The following is a 20,080-nucleotide window of genomic DNA, read 5'->3' as shown; positions in this document are numbered from 1 at the left end:
TTCGCCACGACCGTCTTCAGCGGCTCGATGCTGCTCGCGCTGCCCGTCGCGGTGCTCGCCGGGCTCGTGTCCTTCGCGTCGCCGTGCGTGCTGCCGCTCGTGCCGGGCTACGTCGGGTACGTGAGCGGGATGGCCGCCGCGAACGCCGGTGGCGGGCGCGGCTCGCGGGGCGCGTCCGGCACGACGGCGACGCGCACGCAGACCGCCGCCCCGAGCCGCGGCCGGGTCCTCGCCGGGGTCGGGCTGTTCGTCGCCGGGTTCACGCTCGTGTTCGTCGCGCTGATGTTTGCCGCGGGCGCCGTCGGTGTGCACCTCGTGCGCTGGGAGGACGTCATCACGCGCGTGCTCGGGGTCGTCGTGATCCTCATGGGCTTCGCGTTCATGGGCGCGGTGCCGTTCCTGCAGCGCGAGCGCCGGCTGCATCTCAGCCCGCAGGCCGGGCTGTGGGGCGCGCCCCTGCTCGGCATCGTCTTCGGCCTCGGCTGGACGCCGTGCCTCGGCCCGACGCTCGTCGCCGTCCAGTCGCTCTCGTTGAGCGAGGCGTCGGCGGGGCGCGGCGCCGTGCTCGGGGTCGCCTACTGCGTTGGGCTGGGCGTGCCGTTCCTGCTCATCGCGCTCGGGCTGCAGAGCTCGCAGCGCATGCTCGGCTTCCTGCGCCGGCACCGCCTCGCGATCATGCGGACCGGCGGCGGGCTGCTCGTGCTCATCGGCCTCGCGCTGGTCACGGGCCTGTGGACGACGTGGACGTCGACCATGCAGGGCTGGATCGACGGATTCGTGACGGTGGTGTGATGGCGGAGAAGACCGAGCGCTACCGCCCGGAGGGCATCGACGACGCGTTCGCCGAGGGAAGCACGGCCGGTCCTGGCGACGGCCCCGGACCGGGCGACCGGCCGCCCTCGGACGGCTCCGGCGGACCGGCGCTCCCGACCCTCGGGTGGCGCGGCACGCTGCGCTGGACCTGGCGACAGCTCACGAGCATGCGCGTCGCGCTCATGCTGCTCATGCTGCTCGCCGTCGCGGCGGTGCCCGGCTCGGTGCTGCCGCAGCGCCCGCAGGACCCGGCGGCCGTGCTGCGCTACCTGCAGGAGAACCCGACGACGGGCGAGTGGCTCGACCGGCTCGGCTTCTTCGACGTGTACGCGTCGGTGTGGTTCTCCGCGATCTACCTCCTGCTGTTCGTCTCGCTCGTCGGCTGCATCCTGCCGCGGACGGTAGCCCACCTGCGCTCGGTGCGCGCCCGCCCGCCGCGCACCCCGCGCCGGTTCGACCGGTTCCCCGCGCAGGGGCGCGCGGTCACCGACGCGTCGCCGGACGACGTCGTGGCGGCTGCCGGCTCGCACCTGCGCGGCCGCCTGCGGTGGCTCCCGACGTTCCGCGTCGACACCGGGTCCGAGGACGCGACGCCCGCGAAGGGGCGGACCGCGCCCCGCCCTGCGGCCCGCACGGTGTCCGCGGAGCGCGGGTACCTGCGCGAGTCGGGGAACCTGCTGTTCCACCTCTCCCTCGTCGGGCTGCTCATCGCCGTGGCGACGGGCCAGCTCCTGCACTACCGCGGCCAGGCGATCGTCACCGAGGGGCGCGGGTTCGCGAACGCCGTCGTGGACTACGACACGTTCGAGAACGGCGCGTGGTTCCGGCCGTCGTCGCTCGTGCCGTTCTCCATGACGCTGGACGCGTTCGAGGCGGAGTTCGCGGCGGATGCGGTCGCGTTCGCGCAGTCGCGGGACTTCACCGCGAGCGTCACGGTGCGCGACCCCGACGGCGAGGCGCACGAGGAGACCATCAAGGTCAACCATCCGCTCACGGCGGGCGGCGCGAAGATCTACCTCCAGGGCAACGGCTTCGCGCCCGAGGTGACCGTGCGCGACGCCGACGGCGAGGTCGCGTTCGCGGGCCGCGTCCCGTTCCTGCCCGAGGACACGATGTACACGTCGCGGGGCGTCATCAAGGTCCCGGACGTGTCGGCGGGGCTCGACCAGATCGGCCTCGTCGGGTACTTCCTGCCGACCGCCGAGCTGAGCGAGGACGGCACGACGGCGACGTCCGTCTACCCGCAGCCGATCAACCCGATGCTCGTCCTCGAGGTCTACCGGGGCGACCTCGGCCTCGACGAGGGCCTGCCGCAGAACGTCTACCGCCTCGACACCGACGACCTCACCGCCTCGGTCGATGAGCAGGGCGAGCGCGTGAAGCTGCTCGTCGCGCCCGGCGAGACGGTTGAGCTCCCGGACGGTCTCGGCACGATCACGTTCGAGTCGCTCCCGCGCTACGTCGCGCTCGACCTGCGCCACGACCCGTCGCTGACCTGGGTGCTCGTCTTCGCGCTCGGCGCGCTCACGGGCCTGGCCGTCTCGCTCTTCACCCCGCGCCGCCGCGTGTGGGTGCGCGCGTGGCGCGAGGAGGTGGCCCCGGGCGAGGGGGCGCCCGCGGACGACGCACCGCGCGAGCGCACCGTCGTCGCCGTCGCAGGGCTCGCGCGCGGCGACGACGCCGGGCTGCAGGGCGAGGTCGACCGGCTCCTCGCCGCGCTCCCGGGCGTGACACCATCAGGTGAGGCCGACCTCACCTCCCGCCCGACCACGAACCAGACCGCGCAGGACCGTGCACGAAAGGCTGACCGATGACCGTTGCCGAGCTGAGCCAGGACCTGGTCTGGGCGGCCGCGACCGCGCTGACCATCGCGCTCGTCGCGTTCGCGATCGACCTCGCGCGGCTCGCGGGACGCCGTGACGACGAGCGCGCGGCCGACCGGACGGTCGAGGCTGACCGCGAGAACGACCGCGCGGAGGTGCTCGCGGCCGCGGGGAACGCGCCGGGCAGGGCGACGTCGTCGGGCTCGCCCTACGGCCCGGACGCGCCGACTCCCGCCTCGACGGGCGACGCCTCGACCGCCCCGGCGCCGTCGCGCAGGGCGGCGAACGTCGGGATCTCGGTGACGTGGCTCGGGACCGGGCTGCTGCTCGCCGCGATCGTCACGCGCGGCATCGCCGCCGGCCGCACGCCGTGGGCCAACATGTACGAGTTCACGCTCGTCGGCGCGTTCGTGGCCCTCGCGGTGTTCCTCGGCGTCTCCCTCAAGCGCGACGTCCGCTTCCTCGGGTCGTTCGTCACGGGGCTCGCGGTGCTGTTCCTCGTGCTCGCGCAGAACGCGTTCTTCGTCGCGGCGACGGGTGTGCAGCCGGCGCTCCAGTCGTACTGGCTCGTCATCCACGTGGGGGTCGCGATCATCGCGACGGGCATCTTCACGGTCGCGTTCGTCACGTCGGTGCTCCAGCTTCTGCGCGACTCGCGTGACGGCGGCAACGCGTTCCTCGGTGCGCGCGGCTGGCGCTGGCTCGACTCGATGCCCGGCCCGACGCAGCTCGAGGCCCTGAGCTTCCGCCTCAACGCCGTCGCGTTCGTGCTGTGGACCTTCACCCTCATCGGTGGGGCGATCTGGGCCGAGCACGCGTGGGGTCGCTACTGGGGCTGGGACCCCAAGGAGGTCTGGAGCTTCGTCGTCTGGATCGTGTACGCGGCGTACCTCCACGCCCGCACGACCCGCGGCTGGTCGGGCCGCCGGGCGGCGTACTTCGTGATCGTCGGCTACGCGTGCGTGCTGTTCAACTTCACCGGCGTAAACCTGCTGTTCAACGGCAAGCACTCGTACTCGGGCCTCGACACCGGCAGCTGACCACCGCCGCCCGAGCCGGCCGCCCGAGCCGTCGAACACGACATGGGTGTCGTTATCCGCCGGATAGCGACACCCATGTCGTGTTCGACGACGCGCAGAGACGTTTTCGCGCGCGGTGCGGGCGCGCCGGGCTGAGTCAGCGAGCGGAGTCGTCGCCGTCGTCGGGGCCCTTGGGTGCGGTGCCGTCGTTCGACGTCGGCTCGTCAGGGTCCGACGTGCCGGCGTCCGACGTGCCGGCGTCCGACGTCCCGGCGTCCGACGGCGGGGCGTCGTCCGACGTCGCGTCAGGAGCGCCGGAGCCGCCGTCGCGGGCCTGGCGGCGCTGCTGCTGCTCGAGCTGCCAGAGGAAGTCGGGGTCGTCGTCGGGCGCGACGGGCGCACCTCGACGGCGGCGCGTGACCCCGCCCGACGAGCCGCCGGGGCGGCCGGGGCGCTCGGGCGCGCCGTACCGCGAGCCACCTCGGGACGCCGACCGCTTGACGACGATCCACGCGATCGGGCCGAGGAACGGCAGCAGCACGATGAGCACGATCCACAGACCCTTGGGGATGCCACCACGCTCCTCGTCGTCGCTGGAGGCGAGGTCGACCAGCGCGTAGACCGCGAGGCCGACGGCGATCAGGGGGAGCAGGACGCGGAGCATGGCACCAGCCTATGCGCCGTACCCTGGAGTGGTGCCTGTCGTCGTCTACTCGGTCCTGCGCCTGCTGCTCTTCGGGGCGGCGCTCGGTGTCCTCTGGCTCGCCGGGCTGCGCGGGTGGCTGCTCGTGCTCGTCGCGGCCGTCCTCGCGCTCATGCTGTCGTACATCACGCTGCGCGGTCCTCGTGAGGCCGCATCGCGCTACCTCGCCGAGCGGGCCGAGCACCGCGCTCGGACGGGCGAGCGCTTCTCCCGCGAGATCGAGGACGACGCGGCCGCCGAGGACGCGGCCTTCGACGCGGCGTCGGACGAGGCGTCGGGCGGTCGCCCCGAGGCTCCCCCCGCGCGCTGAGCCGTCCCGCCCGGCGACGCCCGGGTGCGCGGTGCTCAGAGCGCGAGCCCGACCCCCAGCAGCACCCCGTACGCGAGCTCGAACAGGCCCGTCCCGGCGAGCACCGGCACGAGGAGCGGACCTCGCGCGCCCGCGATGACGGGGAGCGAGAGCAGCACGGCGGGCAGGAGCAGGATCAGCACGCCGAGGGTCCACGGTGACGCGAAGGCGCACACGACGGCGAGCGCGAGCGGCAGCCAGATCATCGCCAGGTAGGCGCGCCGGGCGCGGAAGTCGCCGAGCCGCACGGCGAGCGTGCGCTTGCCGGCGACGACGTCGGTCGGGATGTCGCGGATGTTGTTCACCATGAGGAGCGCGCACGCGAGCAGACCCACCGCGACGGCGCCCACCACCGACGGCCACGTGACGACGTCCGCCTGGGTGTACGTCGTGCCCAGCGTCGCGACCAGGCCGAAGAACACGAACACCCCGACCTCGCCGAGCCCGCGGTACCCGTAGGGGTTGCGCCCGCCGGTGTAGTACCAGCCCGCGAGGATCGCGAGCGCGCCCACGGCGATCAGCCACCAGTGCCCCGAGACCGCGCACAGCGCGAGCCCGAGCACGGCCGCGACGCCGAACGCGCCGAAAGCCGCCGCGCGCACCTGGCTCGCGGGCGCGGCGCCGGTCGCCGTGAGCCGCATCGGCCCGACGCGGTCGAGGTCCGTCCCGCGCACGCCGTCGGAGTAGTCGTTGGCGTAGTTCACGCCCACCTGGAGCGCGAGCGCGACGCCGAGCGCGAGGAGCGCGGGCCAGAACGCGAAGCCGTCCACCTGCGCCGCGGCGCCGGACCCGACGATGACGGGCGTCGCGGCGGCGGGCAGGGTGCGCAGGCGCGCGCCCGCGACCCACTCGGTGGTGCTGGCCATGGTGCTCCGTTCGGTCGTGCGGCGTCGTCGTGCGGCGTCCGGGTCGTGCGCGGCGGCCGTCAGCGGTCGGTGTGCCCGACGACGAGCCGCGCCACCGCGGCGCGGTCCACCTTGCCGGGCCCGCGTCTCGGGAGGTCCGGGACGACGAGCACGCGGCGGGGAGCCGCTGCCCGGCCCAGCCTATCCGCGACCCGGCGCCGGACGGCGTCGACCAGCGCGGGATCGGCGTCGACCGCGCGGCCCGTCGCGGGACCGGCCGCGCACGCGGCGAGCGTCACCACGGCCACGACCTCCTGGCCCCACTCCGGGTGCGGCACGCCGACGACGCACGCCTCGCCGACGCCGTCGGCCTCGGCGCGCATCTCGGCGAGCATCTCCGCCAGCACACCCTCGACGGCCGCAGGGGCGACGTTGACCCCGCCCGTGACGAGGACGTCGTCCGCGCGGCCGAGCACCGTGAGGATCGGGGCGTGCACCGGCCCGTCGAGCCGGCCGAGGTCGCTCGTGCGGAACCAGCGCGTCCCGTCCGGGTCGGTGCGGAACGCGGCCGCGGTCGCGGCCCGGTCGCCGAGGTAGCCGTCCGCGAGGAACGGGCCGGCGAGCTCGACGACGCCGGCACCGCCGTCCACGGCCGCCTTGCGGGGCACGCGCTCGTCGGTGCTCTCGACCGTGCCGTCGCCCGTGCCCTCGTGCGGGACCACGCGCACGCGCGCCCCGGCGAGCGGGACGCCGTCGTACACGCAGCCGCCGCACGTCTCGGTCATGCCGTAGGTGGTCACGACGCGTGCACCCGCCGCGCGTGCGGCGCGCAGCAGCGGGGCGGGGGTGGCGGCGCCCCCGAGGAGGACGGCGTCGAGCGAGCACAGCGCGTCGAGGCCGCGCGCGCCGCCGTCGGCCCCTGCCTGCGCCGCGGTGACGAGCCGGTGGAGCTGCGTGGGCACGAGCGAGGCGTACCGGCGCTCGCCTGCCGGCGCGTGCGCGACGAGCGCGGCGAAGCCCGCGGGCGTGAACGGATCGTCCGGCGGGGCGACGCTCAGCCCGCGACCGGCGGCGTGCGCGCGCGCGACGACCTGGACCCCGGCCACGTGCGTCGGCGGGAGCGCCAGGAGCCAGTGGCCCGGGCCGCCGAGCCGCTCGTGCGTCGCCGCGCCCGACCCGAGCACAGCGGCCGCTGAGAGCACGACCTCGCGCGCGGTACCCGTCGAGCCCGACGTGCGCAGGACGAGTGCCGTGCCCTCAGGCAGGCGCACGTCCGGGTCGTCGGAGGTCTCGGGTCGGTCGAGCAGGGGGACGGGCGCGACGGCCGGTCCGTCGCCATCGAGCGCGGCCCCGACCGACCGGACGAGCCCGGCCAGGTCGGCAGGGACGACGGCGCGGGTCACCCGCCCAGCGTAGGACGCGTCGTAGGGTGTCCGGCAACGAGCCGCCGGCAGGGGGCAGCCACGGGCAGCGTCCCGGGTGACGGGAGGTCGAGGGTGACGAGGGTTCGAACCGCGCGGGCCGGCGCGAGAGCCGCTGCGGTGCTCGCTGCCCTGACGCTCCTGGTCGCGGCGTGCGGCGGGGGTGAGCCGGCGGCCCCCGTGACGCAGACCGTCGACGCCGACGTGTCCGCGGACAAGGGCACGCCGCCGGAGCCCGACGTGCCGGTCGTGTGGCCGCTCACCGGCGTCGCGGCCGAGGAGGTCGCGGACCGGCCGGCGCTCGCGGTGAAGATCGAGAACGCGCCGCAGGCCCGCCCGCAGACCGGGCTCGAGCAGGCGGACGTCGTGTGGGAGGAGGTCGTCGAGGGCGGCATCACGCGCTTCGTGGCGGTCTACCACTCGCAGGTGCCCGAGAGCGTCGGACCGGTCCGGTCGGTGCGCCCGATGGACCCGGCGATCGTCGGCCCGGCGCACGGCATCCTCGCGTACACCGGTGGCCAGCAGCCGTTCATCGACGCCGTCGGGGCGGCCGGCATCCAGTCCGTCGTCATGGACCACGGCGACGACGGCTTCACGACGACCCGGTCGCGGCGCGCGCCGCACAACGTCTACGGGAGCCCGGAGGACTTCTGGGCCCAGGCCGACGACGACCGCACGTCCCCGCCGCCCGCCGAGCTCGTGTTCGCGCGCGAGCCGGGGCGGGGGACCGCGACCCTCACCGGGGGGCCCGCGGCCCGCCTCGACGTCCGCCTCACGCACGCGAGCCGGGCCGTGTGGGAGTGGGTCGGCGACGAGGGCGTGTACCGGCGCAGCGAGGGCGACGAGCCTGCGGTGTCCTCCGAGCAGGTGCGCCTGTCCGCGACGAACGTCGTGCTGCTCTCCGCGACGATGGTGAACACGCGGTTCAAGGACCCCGCCGGCGTCCCGGTGCCCGAGACGCAGCTCGTCGGGTCGGGGGAGGGCGTCGTCGCGAGCGGCGGCAAGCAGGTCGCGGTCACGTGGTCCAAGGAGGCGGTCGACGCGCCGCTCGTGCTCACCGGCAGCGACGGGAAGGCCGTCGCGCTCGAGCCGGGGACGTCGTGGATCGAGCTCGTCCCGACCGGCTCCGGGAGCTGGGAGATCGGCTGACAGTCCCGGTGTGCCCGGCCGCTGGCCAGTGGGCGCGCGTCGCGCTCCACCCGCGGGCGGACCGGGGACTACGCCCGGGGGAGGAGCGCGGTCCGGGCAGAGGGTCCGGGGGGCCGATGTGCCGGGTAACGCCCGGGCGGCACCGTGGCGGTATGGCAACCGACGTCCAGCACCCCGCCCACCACCTGCCCCAGCCCGGCGAGCGCCCGCAGGGTCAGCTCCCGCCGTCGTACACCCCGAGCACGCCGAGCGACCACGAGCCCGGCGTCGCCCGCTCGGCCGCGCCCGTCGTCGTCTCGGTCGGTCTCCTGTTCGGCCTCGCCGTCGCCGCGGCGTTCGTCGGTCGCGGCCTCATCGAGATGCTCACGAGCCTCGTCGGGGGTTCCTGATCTCGACCTGTCAGCAACCGGACACGCTCGGGTGCGACGTGCTGCTGACAACTTCCGGGGCGCGGCCGCTCGGGTCGCGAACCTCAGTAGGCGTAGCCGAACCGGCCCCAGTCCGGGTCGCGCCGCTCGAGGAACGCGTCCCGACCCTCGACGGCCTCGTCCGTCATGTAGGCCAGGCGGGTCGCCTCCCCGGCGAACACCTGCTGGCCCATGAGCCCGTCGTCGGCGAGGTTGAACGCGAACTTGAGCATGCGGATCGCCTGCGGTGACTTCGTCGCGATCGTGCGGGCATATTCGATTGCGAGCGCCTCGAGGTCCGCGTGGTCCGCGACCTCGTTCACCGCACCCCACTCGTACGCGTCCTGCGCCGAGTACTCGCGCGCGAGGAAGAAGATCTCCCGCGCGCGCTTCTGACCGACCTGCCGCGCCAGGTACGCGGACCCGTAGCCGCCGTCGAACGATCCGACGTCCGCGTCGGTCTGCTTGAACCGCGCGTGCTCGCGGCTCGCGATCGACAGGTCCGCGACGACGTGCAGCGAATGCCCGCCCCCGGCCGCCCAGCCGTTGACGACCGCGACCACGACCTTCGGCATCGTCCGGATGAGGCGCTGCACCTCGAGGATGTGCAGGCGCCCCGCGCGGCCCGGGTCGACGGCGTCGCGCGTGTGCACCTCGCCGCCGCCGTCGGGCGCGGTCGTGTACTGGTACCCCGACCGCCCGCGGATGCGCTGGTCCCCGCCCGAGCAGAACGCCCAGACGCCGTCCTTGGGCGAGGGCCCGTTGCCGGTGAGGAGCACCGTCCCGACGTCGGACGTCATGCGCGCGTGGTCGAGCACCCGGTAGAGCTCGTCCACAGTGTGCGGGCGGAACGCGTTGCGCACCTCGGGGCGGTCGAACGCGACGCGCACCACCGGCAGGTCGCGCACGACGGCGCCGCTCGCGTCGCGCTCGACGCCACGGTGGTACGTCATGTCCGTCAGGCCCTCGAAACCTACGACCTCGCGCCACGCGCTAGGGTCGAACGTCTCGGACACCGTCCGGGGGAGCTTGGCCTCGGGCTCGGTCGGGTTGCCGGCGGGGGAGCCGGGCGTGGGGTCGGTGCTGCTCACGCCCGCCACGGTAGCCGGTGCGCGCCTACGCGTGCGCTCGGCGCGGGGGAACGTTCCTCCGCGCCGAGCGCACGCGTAGGCGCGGCGGGCCGCCGCGCGGCGCGGGGCGACTCAGACCGAGCAGGAGCCCGGCGCCGACGACGAGCGATCCGACGACGGCCGTCACCGCGAGGTCCTCGAAGCCGAGCGCGACGGACACGGCGAGCGCGGACACGGGCATCAGGCCGGCGAACAGCCCGGCCCGCGCGGGGCCGACGACCGCGAGGCCCGAGTACCAGAGCAGGAACGCGACCGCGGTGACGACGACGGCGAGGTAGGCGAGCGCGACGAGCTCGCCGGCGTCGGGCACGGCGAGGAAGGGGCCGGGCACGACGAGCCCGAGCAGCGCGAGCTGCGGCACGGCGAGGACGCACGCGTACGCCGAGACGCGCAGGGCGCCCAGCCTCGGGAGCAGCGGTACGGCGAGCAGGGAGAAGCAGACCTCGCACGCGAGCGCGCCGAGCGCGATCGCCACGCCGACGGGGTCGCCCGAGCCGCCGCCCTCGACGAGCACGACGCCGCCCGTCACGACGAGCGCCGCCACGACCGTCCGCGCCGCGACCCGCCGCGTACGCAGCGCGGTCGTCACGGCCAGCACCACCGGCGTCGCGCCGACGACCGCCCCGACGAGCGACGGGTCCGCGCGACTCGTGCCCTCCACGACGAGGACGCTGAACGCGACGAGGCCGGTCGCCGCGAGGGCGAGGAGACGCAGCGTGTCGCGCAGCGAGGGCAGGACCCACGGCACGCGCCGCCCCGCCAGGACCGCGAGCAGCACGAGCGCCGCAACCGCGTACCGCACGGCCTGCCCGCCGAGCACGGGGAAGTCGACGAGCGCCGCCGACGCGACGAACGACGCGCCGACGATCACCATCCCGGCGGCGCAGCGGAGGTCGCCGACGCGGGTCGACGGCGCCGCGTCGCCGGGCGACGTGGACCTGGGCGACGTGGCGCCGGGCGGTGTGGCGCCGGGCGTCTGAGGGCCGGGGGCGGGTGCGCGCCCCGACGGGCGCACACGGTCCGCGACGGCAGCGGGCGAGACGGGGAGCACGGGGTCGGAGGTCGGCACCACCCGACCGTAGGTCGGCATCTGGATCAGTGTGCAGGGCCAGAGTCCATCTGATTCACTGGGCCAGATGACGACCCGGCTGGAGCCCGACGCCCTGCTCCTCGCGCTCGGGCCGCGGCCGGCGCGCGACGTCGGGCGCTGGCTCCACGAGGGCCTGCGGTCGGCGGTCGTCGAGGGTCGCCTGGAGGCCGGTGCGGTCCTCCCGTCGAGCCGGGACACGGCGTCGGCCCTCGGCGTCTCGCGTGGGACGGTCACCGCGGCGGTCGACGTCCTCGTGGGCGAGGGGCTGCTCGTCTCCCGGCCACGGTCGGGCGTCGTGGTCCCCGCGCTACCTGCGCCGTCGGCCGCGCGCGGTCCCGCGGCTCCCGCGGGCGACGGCGCGCGGCGGCTCCCGAGCGTCGGTACGCCCGACCCGGCGCTCTTCCCGCGCGGAGCCTGGACACGGTCGGTGCGCGACGCCGTCCGCGGGCTCTCGGACGCCGACCTCGGCTACCCGGACCCGCAGGGACTGCCTGCGCTGCGCGAGGCGCTCGCGGTGCACCTGCGCCGCAGCCGGGGCGCGCAGGTCTCGGCGCGCGACGTCGTCGTCGTGAGCGGGGTCGCCCAGGCGCTCTCCCTCCTCGCGCGGCTGCTCGCCGACGGGGCCGTCGCCGGTCGCACGCCCGGTCCGGGTGCGCGGACGCCAGGACGCGGGGAGGCCGCGTCCGTCGCGGTCGCGGTCGAGGACCCGTCCTCGGCGGGAGCGCTCGAGCTCCTGCGCGACGCCGGGCTGCGCACGCCCGCCGTCCCCGTGGACGGGGACGGCCTGCGCACCGACCTGCTGCCCGACGACGCGCGCGCAGTCCTGGTGACGCCCGCGCACCAGTTCCCGCTCGGCGTCGTCCTCGCGCCGGACCGTCGCCGTGACCTGCTCGCCTGGGCGGCGGCCGGGGACCGGCTCGTCCTCGAGGACGACTACGACGCGGAGCTGCGCTACGACCGGCGACCCGTCCCCTCGATGCAGGCGACGGACCCGGAGCGGGTCGTCCTCCTCGGCTCCGTCTCCAAGCTCCTGTCGCCCGCGCTGCGGCTCGGCTGGGTCGTCGCGCCGCCGCACGTCGTCGCGCCGGTGGTCGACGCGAAACGGCGCGCCGACCTCGGCAGCTCGGTCCCGGAGCAGGCCGCGCTCGCGGAGCTCGTGACCTCGGGGGCGTACCAGCGGCACCTGCGGCGCGCGCGGCTCGTCTACCAGCGTCGGCGGCGCGCGCTGCTCGAGGCGCTCGAGCGCGCCGTCCCGGGCGCCGTCGTGAGGGGCGTGGCCGCGGGGCTGCACCTCGTCGTCGCCCTGCCGGACACTCCGAGCGAGCGGCGGGTCGTCACCGCGCTGCGGTCCGCGGGGATCCCCGCGGAACCGCTGAGCGGCTCGGGCGTCGAACGGACCGAGCGCGGCGTCGTCCTCGGGACGGCGCGCGTGCGCGAGGGCGACGTGGCTACTGTGGTCGCGGCCCTGCGGGCGGAGAGCCGCGGGGGTTGACACCGCGTCCAAGACTGGTACGTTAGTACCAGTTCTGCGCACGACGGCGGGCCCTGCCACCCGGTGCGCCGACCGAGGGAGTCCCCCCATGGCATGGATCATCCTCATCCTCTCCGGCATGCTCGAGGCCGGCTGGGCGCTGAGCCTCAAGGCGTCGGACGGCTTCACGAAGCTGTGGCCGAGCGTCGCGTTCGTCGGCATGCTCGTGCTGAGCATGGTCGGGCTCAGCATCGCCCTGAAGTCCCTCCCCGTGGGCGTCGCCTACGGCGTGTGGGTCGGGATCGGTGCCTCGCTGACCGCCGTCCTCGCCGTCTTCCTGTTCGACGAGTCCGTCACGGTCCTCAAGGTGATCTCCCTCGTGCTGATCGTCGCGGGCGTCGTGGGGCTCAACCTCTCCGGTGGAGGACACTGACCTCATGGCGAGCACGAGCGTCGACCCGCGCCCCGCCCCACGTCGCCAGGCGCGGGGCGTCGCCCGCCGCGACGCCCTCGTGCGCGCCGCGGCGGACCTCATCCTCCGCGAGGGACCGGCCGTGGTGACCCACCGCGCGGTCGCGGCACGCGCCGACGTGCCGCTCGCCGCCACGACCTACTACTTCACCGGCCTCGACGACCTCATGAGCGCCGCGGGTCGGCTGATCGTCCAGGGCTGGGCGGAGCACGCCCGGGGCGCGGCCGAGCGGGCGGAAGGAGCAGCCGCCTCGCGGCCCGACGACGGCCGCCAGGACGTGCCCGGGGTGCTCGTCGACGCCGTGCTGCCGCCCGGTGGCGAGGTCGAGGTCCGGGGGTTCTACGAGCATCTCCTCGGAGCGGGCCGCTACCCCGCGCTCGCGCAGGCCTACGCCGACGGCAGGCACCACCTCGACGCGGCCGTCGCCCAGCTCCTCGCCGTGCGCGGTCCCGCGCAGGTCTCGCCGGCGCTGCTCGTCGCCGTGATCGACGGCGCCGCGGTGAGCGCTCTGAGCGAGGGCAGGGACGTGCGCGAGACCGCGGTCCGCCTCGTGACGGACCTCGTCGCAGGCCGGGGCGCCGGCGTCGTGCGCGAGGGCCTGGACGCGGGCGCGTCGTCGCCGGTGGCATAGCCTGGGACGCGTGCCCGGCCCCCTCGTCGTCTACCGCACCCGCCTCACCACGCGCTTCCGCGGTCTCGACGTGCGCGACGGCGTGCTGCTGCGCGGAGACGCCGGCTGGGGCGAGTTCTCGCCGTTCTGGGACTACGACGACGCGGAGTCGGCCGCCTGGCTGCGCGCGGCCCGCGAGGCCGCCGACGATGGCTGGCCGGCCGCGGTCCGCGACCGCGTCCCCGTCAACGTGACCGTCCCCGCCGTCGGCCCCGACCGTGCCCGCGAGCTCGTCGTCGCGTCGGGCGGGTGCCGCACCGCGAAGGTCAAGGTCGCCCAGCGCGGACCCGACGGCACGCTCGAGCCGCTCGCCGCCGAGGTCGCGCGCCTCGAGGCCGTGCGCGACGCGCTCGGCCCGGGCGGGCGGGTACGCGTCGACGCGAACGGCGCGTGGGACGTGGACGAGGCCCTCGCCCGGCTCCCGCACCTCGACCGCGCCGCGGGCGGCCTCGAGTACGTCGAGCAGCCGTGCGCGGACGTCGCCGGGCTCGCCGCCGTACGTCGCGGCCAGCGGGGGGAACGGGCCGTGCCGGTGGCGGCCGACGAGTCGGTCCGGCGCGCGGAGGACCCGCTCGCCGTCGTGCGGGCCGAGGCGGCGGACGTCGTCGTGCTCAAGGTGCAGCCCCTCGGGGGCGTGCGCGCGTGCCTCGACCTCGCCGAGCAGGTCGGCCTGCCCGTCGTCGTCTCGTCCGCGCTCGAGTCGTCGGTCGGGATCGCGGCGGGCGTGGCGCTCGCGGCCGCGCTGCCCGAGCTGCCGTACGCGTGCGGCCTCGCCACCGTGAACCTCTTCACGGCCGACGTCACCGGCTCCCCGCTCGTCCCGGTCGACGGCGCGCTGCCGGTCGAGCGACCGACCCCGACGCCCGAGGGTCTCGCGGCGACCGCGCCCGGCCCGGAGACCGAGCGCCGCTGGCGCGAGCGGTACGAGCGCGTCGCGGCGTTGCTCGCGAGCACGGAGGCCGTGCGATGACCGAGGCGCGCGGGCCCGGCGCCGACGGGCCGGACGCCCTCGGCCCGCCCGTCGGGGTCGGCGATCAGCCGCCGGCCGTGCGTGCGGCCTTCGCGCTGGTCGACGCCCTCGCGCACGACGGCGTGCGCGACGTCGTGCTCGCCCCCGGGTCGCGCAGCGCCCCGCTCGCGTACGCCGTCGCGGCCGCCGCAGACGCCGGGCGGATCACACTGCACGTCCGCGTGGACGAGCGGTCCGCCGGCTTCCTCGCGCTCGGCCTGGCGCGCGGGTCGTCGGCGGTCGGGGGCGGAGGGGGCGAGGGGGCCGGGCTGCCGCGGCCCGTCGCCGTCGTCACGACGTCCGGCACCGCCGTCGCGAACCTCCACCCCGCGGTGCTCGAGGCCCACCACGCGGGCGTCCCGCTGGTCCTCCTCACCGCCGACCGACCCCACGAGCTGCGCGGGACCGGAGCCAACCAGACCACCGACCAGGTCGGGATCTTCCGTGCCGCGGTGCGCTACGCCGTCGACCGGCCCGCGCCCGCCGGGCACCCTGAGGAGGTGCGGGACCTCCTCGCCGTCACGACCCGCGCGCTCGCCGCGGCGACGGGCACGCGCACGGGCTCGCCCGGTCCGGTCCACCTCAACCTCGCCTTCCGCGAGCCCCTCGTCCTCAGCGCCCCGCTGGACACGGAGCGGCCGGCAGCGACCGGCGCGGACGCCGCGCCCTCCCGGATCCCGGTCGTGGTCCCACCGGTCGTCACGGTCGCGGGCGGCCCGCCGCCCGCGGGGCGGACGGTCGTCGTCGCCGGGGACGGCGCCGGACCCGTCGCGCGTGAGCTCGCCGAGGCGCGGGGCTGGCCGCTCCTCGCCGAGCCCTCGTCCGGTGCCGCGGGCGGGCCGAACCTCGTCGTCGCGCACCCGCTGGTGCTGGGTGTCGGTGAGCTCGCGGACGACGTGGAGCACGTCGTCGTGCTCGGGCGGCCCACGCTGTCGCGACCGGTCCAGCGGCTCCTCGGCTCGGCGGCCGTCGACGTCACCATCGTCGCGCGCGGCGGCGCGCCTTGGCCCGACGCCGCGCGCAACGCGGCGCTCGTGCTGCCCGCCGTCCCGCCGGGCTGGCTCGCGTCGGGCGTGGCGGGCGACGGCGGTGCGGCGCCGGCGACGAGGTCGGCGTGGCTTGCCCGCTGGCAGACGGCGTCCCGCGCGGCCGCGGAGGTCGTCGCCGCCGCGACCGACGGCTCGCGCACGGACGGCCCGTCGGTCGCGCGCGCCGTCGTGCAGGCGTCCGCAGCGGGCGACGTGCTCGTCGTCGGGTCCTCGAACCCCGTGCGCGACCTCGGCGTCGTGCTCGGGACCGATCCGCCCGACGGCGCGACCCCGGCGCCTACGATCCTCGCCAACCGCGGTCTGGCGGGCATCGACGGTATGGTCTCCACCGCGCTCGGTGTGGCGTTCGCGGCCGCACGCCGGGGGGTGCGCACCCGCGCGCTGCTGGGCGACCTGACGTTCCTGCACGACGTCGGTGGCCTGCTGCGCGGCCCGCACGAGCCGCACGTGGACCTGCAGCTCGTCGTGGTCAACGACGACGGCGGGTCGATCTTCGCGGGCCTCGAACCCGGCGGTCTCGGCGAGACGTCGGAGCGCGCCGGCCGCACGTTCGAGCGTGTGTTCGCCACGCCGCACGGCGCCGACCTCGCGCAGCTGTGCACCGGGTACGGCGTGGACCACCAGCTCGTGCCCGACGTCGCGTCGTTGCGGCACGCGCTCGCCGCGCCGAGCAGGGGGGTGCAGGTGCTCGAGGTGCGCGTGCCGCGCACGGACCGGCGTGCCGCGGGTCTCGACCTCGCCGCGCGGGTCCGCGCCGCCGTCGGCACGGCGCTCGCCCGAGACCCGCACGCCGAGAAGTGAGCATCAGCCCCGGATCAGCGGGATTCCGGGGCGGAAGACCACTTCTCGGCGAGGTTCGACTGCCGGTCGTGCGGCCAGACTCGCAGTGAACTCCCAGGTGCGTTCAAGGGTTGTTCAAGCGCGGTGGTGTGAAGTAGTGGGCAGAAACGAGGAGGCCCACCATGACGCACACCCCCGACACCGAGCGCACCCCGATCGACGCGACGCAGCCGATGCCGGCCGCCGCCGAGCACCCGCAGGCGCAGCCGACGCAGCCGCTCGCCCCGCCCCAGCACGTCCAGCACGTCACGCCGGCGGCCCCGTCAGGTCTCCCGACCGCGACGCCCAACCCCTACGCGCGCCCCACCCAGGGCGCATCGGGAGCAGCCGCCGCGCACACGCCTTCGGGCACGTTCGGCCCGCCGCCCGCGCCGCCGGCCCCGCCCGCGCAGGGTGCGGGCGCCGCGCCGACCGACAAGCGCCGACGCACCTGGGTCCCGGTCGTGAGCGCGGCGGCCGCCGCCGCGATCCTCGCGAGCGCCGGCACCGCGGGCCTCACGGGAGCATTCGACGACGACGGCCAGGTCGGCTCCTCGCTCGCCGACGTCGGGCAGCAGCAGGAGGCCACGACCGCTCCCGTCTCGGACTCCTCGTCGCAGAACCCGAACTGGGAGTCCGTCACGCAGGCGGTCGCGCCCTCGGTCGTCGCGATCCAGGTGCAGACGCAGGCCGGCGGCGGAGAGGGGTCGGGCGTCCTCATCGACGACCAGGGCCACGTCGTGACGAACAACCACGTGGTCGCCGGCGCGGCGAACGACACGGTGCAGGTCACCCTGAGCGACGGCCGCCTCTTCGAGGCGAAGATCGTCGGGCTCGACCCCGCGACCGACCTCGCCGTCGTGCAGATCGTGGACGCGCCCGACGACCTGCAGCCCGCGACGCTGGGCGACTCCGACGACGTGAGCGTCGGCGAGTCGGTGCTCGCGGTCGGCAACCCGCTCGGCCTGGCGAACACGGCGACGACGGGCATCGTCTCGGCCGTCGACCGCCCGGTCTCCGCGTCGGGCGAGGGCGGCGGCACGTCGGTCGTCACCAACGCGATCCAGATCGACGCGGCCATCAACCCCGGCAACTCGGGCGGCCCGCTGTTCGACGCGCAGGGCCGCGTCATCGGCATCACGTCGTCGATCGCGACCCTGTCGGGCGGTGGCACGCAGTCCGGGTCGATCGGTCTCGGCTTCGCGATCCCCGTGAACCTCGCCGAGTCGATCGGCCAGCAGCTCATCGAGAACGGCACTGCCGAGCACGCGTTCCTCGGGGTGACCCTCACGGACGCGACCGCGACCGCGGACGGCGTGACGCGTCGCGGCGCGCAGGTCCAGGAGGTCACCGAGGGCTCGCCCGCCGCCGAGGCGGGCATGGAGCCCGGCGACGTCGTCGTGGCGATCGACGGGGCTGCCGTCGGCGGCGCCGAGTCCCTCACGGCATTCGTGCGCGAACGCGTCGCCGGTGCGGAGTCGACCCTGACCGTCGTGCGCGACGGCGAGACGCTCGAGCTCGACATCACGCTGGCGACGCGCCCGGCCGACAGCACGACCCAGCCCGGGACGGGCGAGGGCCAGACACCTGGCGAGGGCGAGCAGGGTCAGCAGCCGGAGCAGGGCGACCAGGGACAGCTTCCCGGTCGGGGCCAGCAGGGCGGCGGGCAGGGTCAGGAGACCGACCCGACCGACCCGGGCAACGTCCCGAACCCGTTCGACTGGTTCTTCGGCGGGCAGGGCTGACGCTCCGCACCACCGTCATCCCCGACCTGGTCGGCACGGACCTCCGTGCCGGCCGGGTCGTCGTCGTAGGACGCGGTCCGCGGGACGCGGGCCGGCGTCAGGCCGGAGCCGGGCCGGACCAGGTCGGGGTGAGCCCGGCGTCGAGAGGGGCCTCGACGGGCGGCTCGAGGCGCTTGGTGAAGAAGCCCGCGGTCTCGACGTACCCGCCGGCGACGTAGAACTCCTTGGACAGTCCCGTCGCGAGGCCCACGCGGCGTGCGCGCACCTCGACCGCCCAGGCCTCGGCGCTCTCCAGCAGCGCGCGGCCGACTCCCTGGCGGCGGTGCCCCGGTGCGACCGCGACCTCCTCGACCCGGCACACGACGCCGCTCGACGCGAACGTCAGGTGCCGGTTCGCGAGCACGTACCCGACGACGCCGTGGTCGGGCAGCTCCGCGACCGCGAAGTACGTGTCGAGCGCCGCGAGCAGCGGTCCGAACGATCGGTCGAAGGGTTCCCGTTCCGGGTCGTGGCGGGGCAGCTCCCGCACCAGCGGCCACACCGCGTCGCGGTCGGCGACCGTCGCGCGGCGCACGAGCACACCGGTCGGGTCGGTGGGACGGGGGTCGAGGGGGCGCGTGGTGGGAGGCACCTCGCGAACGTAGCAGCGGCGTCGTGCCTGGTGACAGGGTCGTCCGGTGAGCGGTCCACTGCTCGGGGTGGTGCCGTCCGGCTACCCGCCGAGCGCGTAGCGCATGGGCTCGAGCTTCGCCTCGGACTCCGCGACCTCGGCGGCAGGGTCCGACGCGGCGACGATCCCGCACCCGGCGAAGAGGCGCACGGTGCGCGGGTCGGTCTCGGAGAGCTCGGCGGAGCGCAGCGCGATGCCCCACTCGCCGTCGCCGTCCGCGCCGAGCCAGCCGACCGGTCCGGCGTAGCGGCCGCGGTCCATGCCCTCGATCTCGCGGATGAGCTCGCGCGCGAGGCTCGTCGGGGTCCCGCACACGGCCGCGGACGGGTGGAGCGCGGCGGCGAGGGCGAGGCTCGTCGGACCGGCCGCCCCGCCGGCCGACGCGCCCGGGGCGCCCGTCCCCCGGGCGAGGACCGCCGTGACGTCCGAGGCGAGGTGCATGACGTTCGGCAGGTGCAGCACGAACGGTGCGTCGGGGACGTTCATGGACGAGCAGAACGGCTCGAGCGCGTGGGCCACGGACCGCACCGCGTACTCGTGCTCCTCGAGGTCCTTCGAGGAACGAGCGAGCTGCGCCGCCCTGAGGAGCGCGTCGTCGTCGGACAGCCCGGCGCGGCGGATCGTGCCTGCGAGCACGCGCGAGGTGACCAGACCCTTCTCGCTGCGCACGAGCAGCTCGGGGGTCGCGCCCACCAGGCCGTCGACGGAGAACGTCCAGCACGCCTCGTACGCGGTCGCGAGCCGCGCGAGGAGCCACCGCGGGTCGACGGGCTCGCTCGTGTGCGCGACGACGTCGCGCGCGAGCACGACCTTCTCCAGCGCGCCCGAGCGGATGCGCTCCACCCCCTCGGCGACGACGGCGGCCCAGTCGTCCGCGCGCAGCGCGCCGTCGCGCCAGGCGACCGCGCCGGGGGCCGAGACGGGCGTGCGCGGCGTGCGGGCCAGGGCCGCGGCCGGAGCGGACGCGAGCGACCCGGCCGTGTCGACGGTCGTGAGCCAGGTGCGCCCGTCCCGACGGCCCACCACGACGCGCGGCACGACGAGCACCCCGCCCGCGCGGACCGGCTCGTGCGCGTCGTCGCCGGCCGCGGAGTCGTCGAACGCGAACGACCCGAAGGCCACGGGACCCGTGCCCGGCAGCCCGACCTCGTCGCGCACGACGGCGCGCGCGAGCGTCTCGTGCCACGCCGCCTCGGCGTCGGCGAACCGGCCCGGCCCCCAGGTCTCGAGCCGCAGCGACTCGCCCCAGCCCACGATCCCGTCGCCGCGGCGCACCCAGGCGAGGGGCCGCGCGTCGGGCAGGAGGTCGACCAGGGCGTCGAGACCGCCGGGCAGGTCGGGGAGCTGCGTGGTCCGCACGACCAGAGGGTGGGGCTGGGCGGCCGGGGCCGACGGTTCTGCGCTCATCGCCTCCCAGCGTAAGCGC

At 76.0% G+C, this 20,080-nt stretch carries 19 protein-coding genes; 12 read left to right on the top strand and 7 right to left on the bottom strand.

Annotated elements, in window-relative coordinates:
- Nucleotides 1-27: 27 nt before the first annotated feature.
- The 3 genes from AC4H2H_RS06155 to ccsB are packed head-to-tail and all read left to right on the top strand — an operon-like array spanning nt 28 to nt 3,676.
- Nucleotides 28-792, top strand: a complete 765-nt coding sequence (locus tag AC4H2H_RS06155; protein WP_494369933.1) for a cytochrome c biogenesis CcdA family protein — start codon at nt 28-30, stop codon at nt 790-792.
- A complete protein-coding gene (resB, locus tag AC4H2H_RS06150; protein ID WP_494369912.1) occupies nt 792-2,627 on the top strand; it encodes a cytochrome c biogenesis protein ResB in 1,836 nt (611 codons plus the stop codon). The genes AC4H2H_RS06155 and resB overlap by 1 nt, the downstream gene beginning before the upstream one ends.
- Complete coding sequence (gene ccsB / locus AC4H2H_RS06145; RefSeq protein WP_494369911.1) at nt 2,624-3,676, top strand: c-type cytochrome biogenesis protein CcsB; 1,053 nt, start codon at nt 2,624-2,626, stop codon at nt 3,674-3,676. Before resB ends, ccsB begins: the two co-directional genes overlap by 4 nt.
- A 136-nt stretch (nt 3,677-3,812) precedes the next feature.
- Here the strand turns inward: ccsB and AC4H2H_RS06140 are convergent, their stop codons facing one another.
- The gene (locus AC4H2H_RS06140) at nt 3,813-4,319 is read right to left on the bottom strand and encodes a PLD nuclease N-terminal domain-containing protein (RefSeq protein WP_494369910.1); all 507 of its coding nucleotides are present in this window, start codon (nt 4,317-4,319) and stop codon (nt 3,813-3,815) included.
- Between the two features lie 31 nt (nt 4,320-4,350).
- On the opposite strand from AC4H2H_RS06140, the gene AC4H2H_RS06135 reads away from it, so the two are divergent.
- Nucleotides 4,351-4,668, top strand: a complete 318-nt coding sequence (locus AC4H2H_RS06135) for a DUF4229 domain-containing protein (RefSeq protein WP_494369909.1) — start codon at nt 4,351-4,353, stop codon at nt 4,666-4,668.
- Between the two features lie 35 nt (nt 4,669-4,703).
- Here AC4H2H_RS06135 and AC4H2H_RS06130 read toward each other — a convergent pair whose 3' ends face one another.
- Nucleotides 4,704-5,573 (bottom strand): 1,4-dihydroxy-2-naphthoate polyprenyltransferase, encoded by an 870-nt coding sequence (locus tag AC4H2H_RS06130; RefSeq protein ID WP_494369908.1) that lies wholly within the window; start codon nt 5,571-5,573, stop codon nt 4,704-4,706.
- Nucleotides 5,574-5,632: 59 nt separating this feature from the next.
- A complete protein-coding gene (locus tag AC4H2H_RS06125) occupies nt 5,633-6,955 on the bottom strand; it encodes an AMP-binding protein (RefSeq protein WP_494369907.1) in 1,323 nt (440 codons plus the stop codon).
- A gap of 138 nt (nt 6,956-7,093) precedes the next feature.
- On the opposite strand from AC4H2H_RS06125, the gene AC4H2H_RS06120 reads away from it, so the two are divergent.
- Both AC4H2H_RS06120 and AC4H2H_RS06115 read left to right on the top strand, forming a co-directional pair.
- Nucleotides 7,094-8,122 (top strand): DUF3048 domain-containing protein, encoded by a 1,029-nt coding sequence (locus tag AC4H2H_RS06120; protein WP_494369906.1) that lies wholly within the window; start codon nt 7,094-7,096, stop codon nt 8,120-8,122.
- Between the two features lie 152 nt (nt 8,123-8,274).
- On the top strand, nt 8,275-8,511 hold the full coding sequence (locus AC4H2H_RS06115) for a hypothetical protein (RefSeq protein ID WP_494369905.1): 237 nt from the start codon (nt 8,275-8,277) through the stop codon (nt 8,509-8,511).
- An 83-nt stretch (nt 8,512-8,594) separates the two neighbouring features.
- Here AC4H2H_RS06115 and AC4H2H_RS06110 read toward each other — a convergent pair whose 3' ends face one another.
- A complete protein-coding gene (locus tag AC4H2H_RS06110) occupies nt 8,595-9,620 on the bottom strand; it encodes a 1,4-dihydroxy-2-naphthoyl-CoA synthase (RefSeq protein WP_494369904.1) in 1,026 nt (341 codons plus the stop codon).
- Between the two features lie 25 nt (nt 9,621-9,645).
- Nucleotides 9,646-10,728, bottom strand: coding sequence for a DMT family transporter (locus AC4H2H_RS06105; RefSeq protein ID WP_494369903.1), 1,083 nt, complete (start codon nt 10,726-10,728; stop codon nt 9,646-9,648).
- Nucleotides 10,729-10,795: 67 nt separating this feature from the next.
- On the opposite strand from AC4H2H_RS06105, the gene pdxR reads away from it, so the two are divergent.
- From pdxR to AC4H2H_RS06075, 6 genes are all read left to right on the top strand, one after another.
- Nucleotides 10,796-12,241, top strand: a complete 1,446-nt coding sequence (pdxR, locus tag AC4H2H_RS06100; protein ID WP_494369902.1) for a MocR-like pyridoxine biosynthesis transcription factor PdxR — start codon at nt 10,796-10,798, stop codon at nt 12,239-12,241.
- 88 nt (nt 12,242-12,329) lie between these two features.
- Entirely contained in the window at nt 12,330-12,653 is a 324-nt protein-coding gene (locus AC4H2H_RS06095) for a DMT family transporter (protein ID WP_494369901.1), read from the top strand.
- Between the two features lie 4 nt (nt 12,654-12,657).
- Nucleotides 12,658-13,323: a TetR/AcrR family transcriptional regulator gene (locus tag AC4H2H_RS06090; protein ID WP_494369900.1), complete on the top strand. Its 666-nt coding sequence runs from the start codon at nt 12,658-12,660 to the stop codon at nt 13,321-13,323.
- Between the two features lies 1 nt (nt 13,324).
- Entirely contained in the window at nt 13,325-14,332 is a 1,008-nt protein-coding gene (locus AC4H2H_RS06085; protein ID WP_494369932.1) for an o-succinylbenzoate synthase, read from the top strand.
- Nucleotides 14,329-16,221 carry a 2-succinyl-5-enolpyruvyl-6-hydroxy-3-cyclohexene-1-carboxylic-acid synthase gene (menD, locus tag AC4H2H_RS06080; RefSeq protein WP_494369899.1) on the top strand — a complete coding sequence of 631 codons (1,893 nt, stop codon included), beginning with the start codon at nt 14,329-14,331 and terminating at the stop codon, nt 16,219-16,221. The genes AC4H2H_RS06085 and menD overlap by 4 nt, the downstream gene beginning before the upstream one ends.
- A 161-nt stretch (nt 16,222-16,382) precedes the next feature.
- On the top strand, nt 16,383-17,984 hold the full coding sequence (locus tag AC4H2H_RS06075) for a S1C family serine protease (RefSeq protein ID WP_494369898.1): 1,602 nt from the start codon (nt 16,383-16,385) through the stop codon (nt 17,982-17,984).
- A gap of 97 nt (nt 17,985-18,081) precedes the next feature.
- Here AC4H2H_RS06075 and AC4H2H_RS06070 read toward each other — a convergent pair whose 3' ends face one another.
- A complete protein-coding gene (locus tag AC4H2H_RS06070; RefSeq protein ID WP_494369897.1) occupies nt 18,082-18,615 on the bottom strand; it encodes a GNAT family N-acetyltransferase in 534 nt (177 codons plus the stop codon).
- Nucleotides 18,616-18,696: 81 nt separating this feature from the next.
- Nucleotides 18,697-20,061, bottom strand: coding sequence for an isochorismate synthase (locus AC4H2H_RS06065; protein ID WP_494369896.1), 1,365 nt, complete (start codon nt 20,059-20,061; stop codon nt 18,697-18,699).
- Nucleotides 20,062-20,080: the final 19 nt, after the last annotated feature.

The sequence above is a fragment of the Cellulosimicrobium sp. BMG9.22 genome (genome assembly GCF_059159975.1).
Note: the sequence above shows the minus strand (reverse complement) of the source record. Positions and strands in the feature narration are given on the sequence as shown.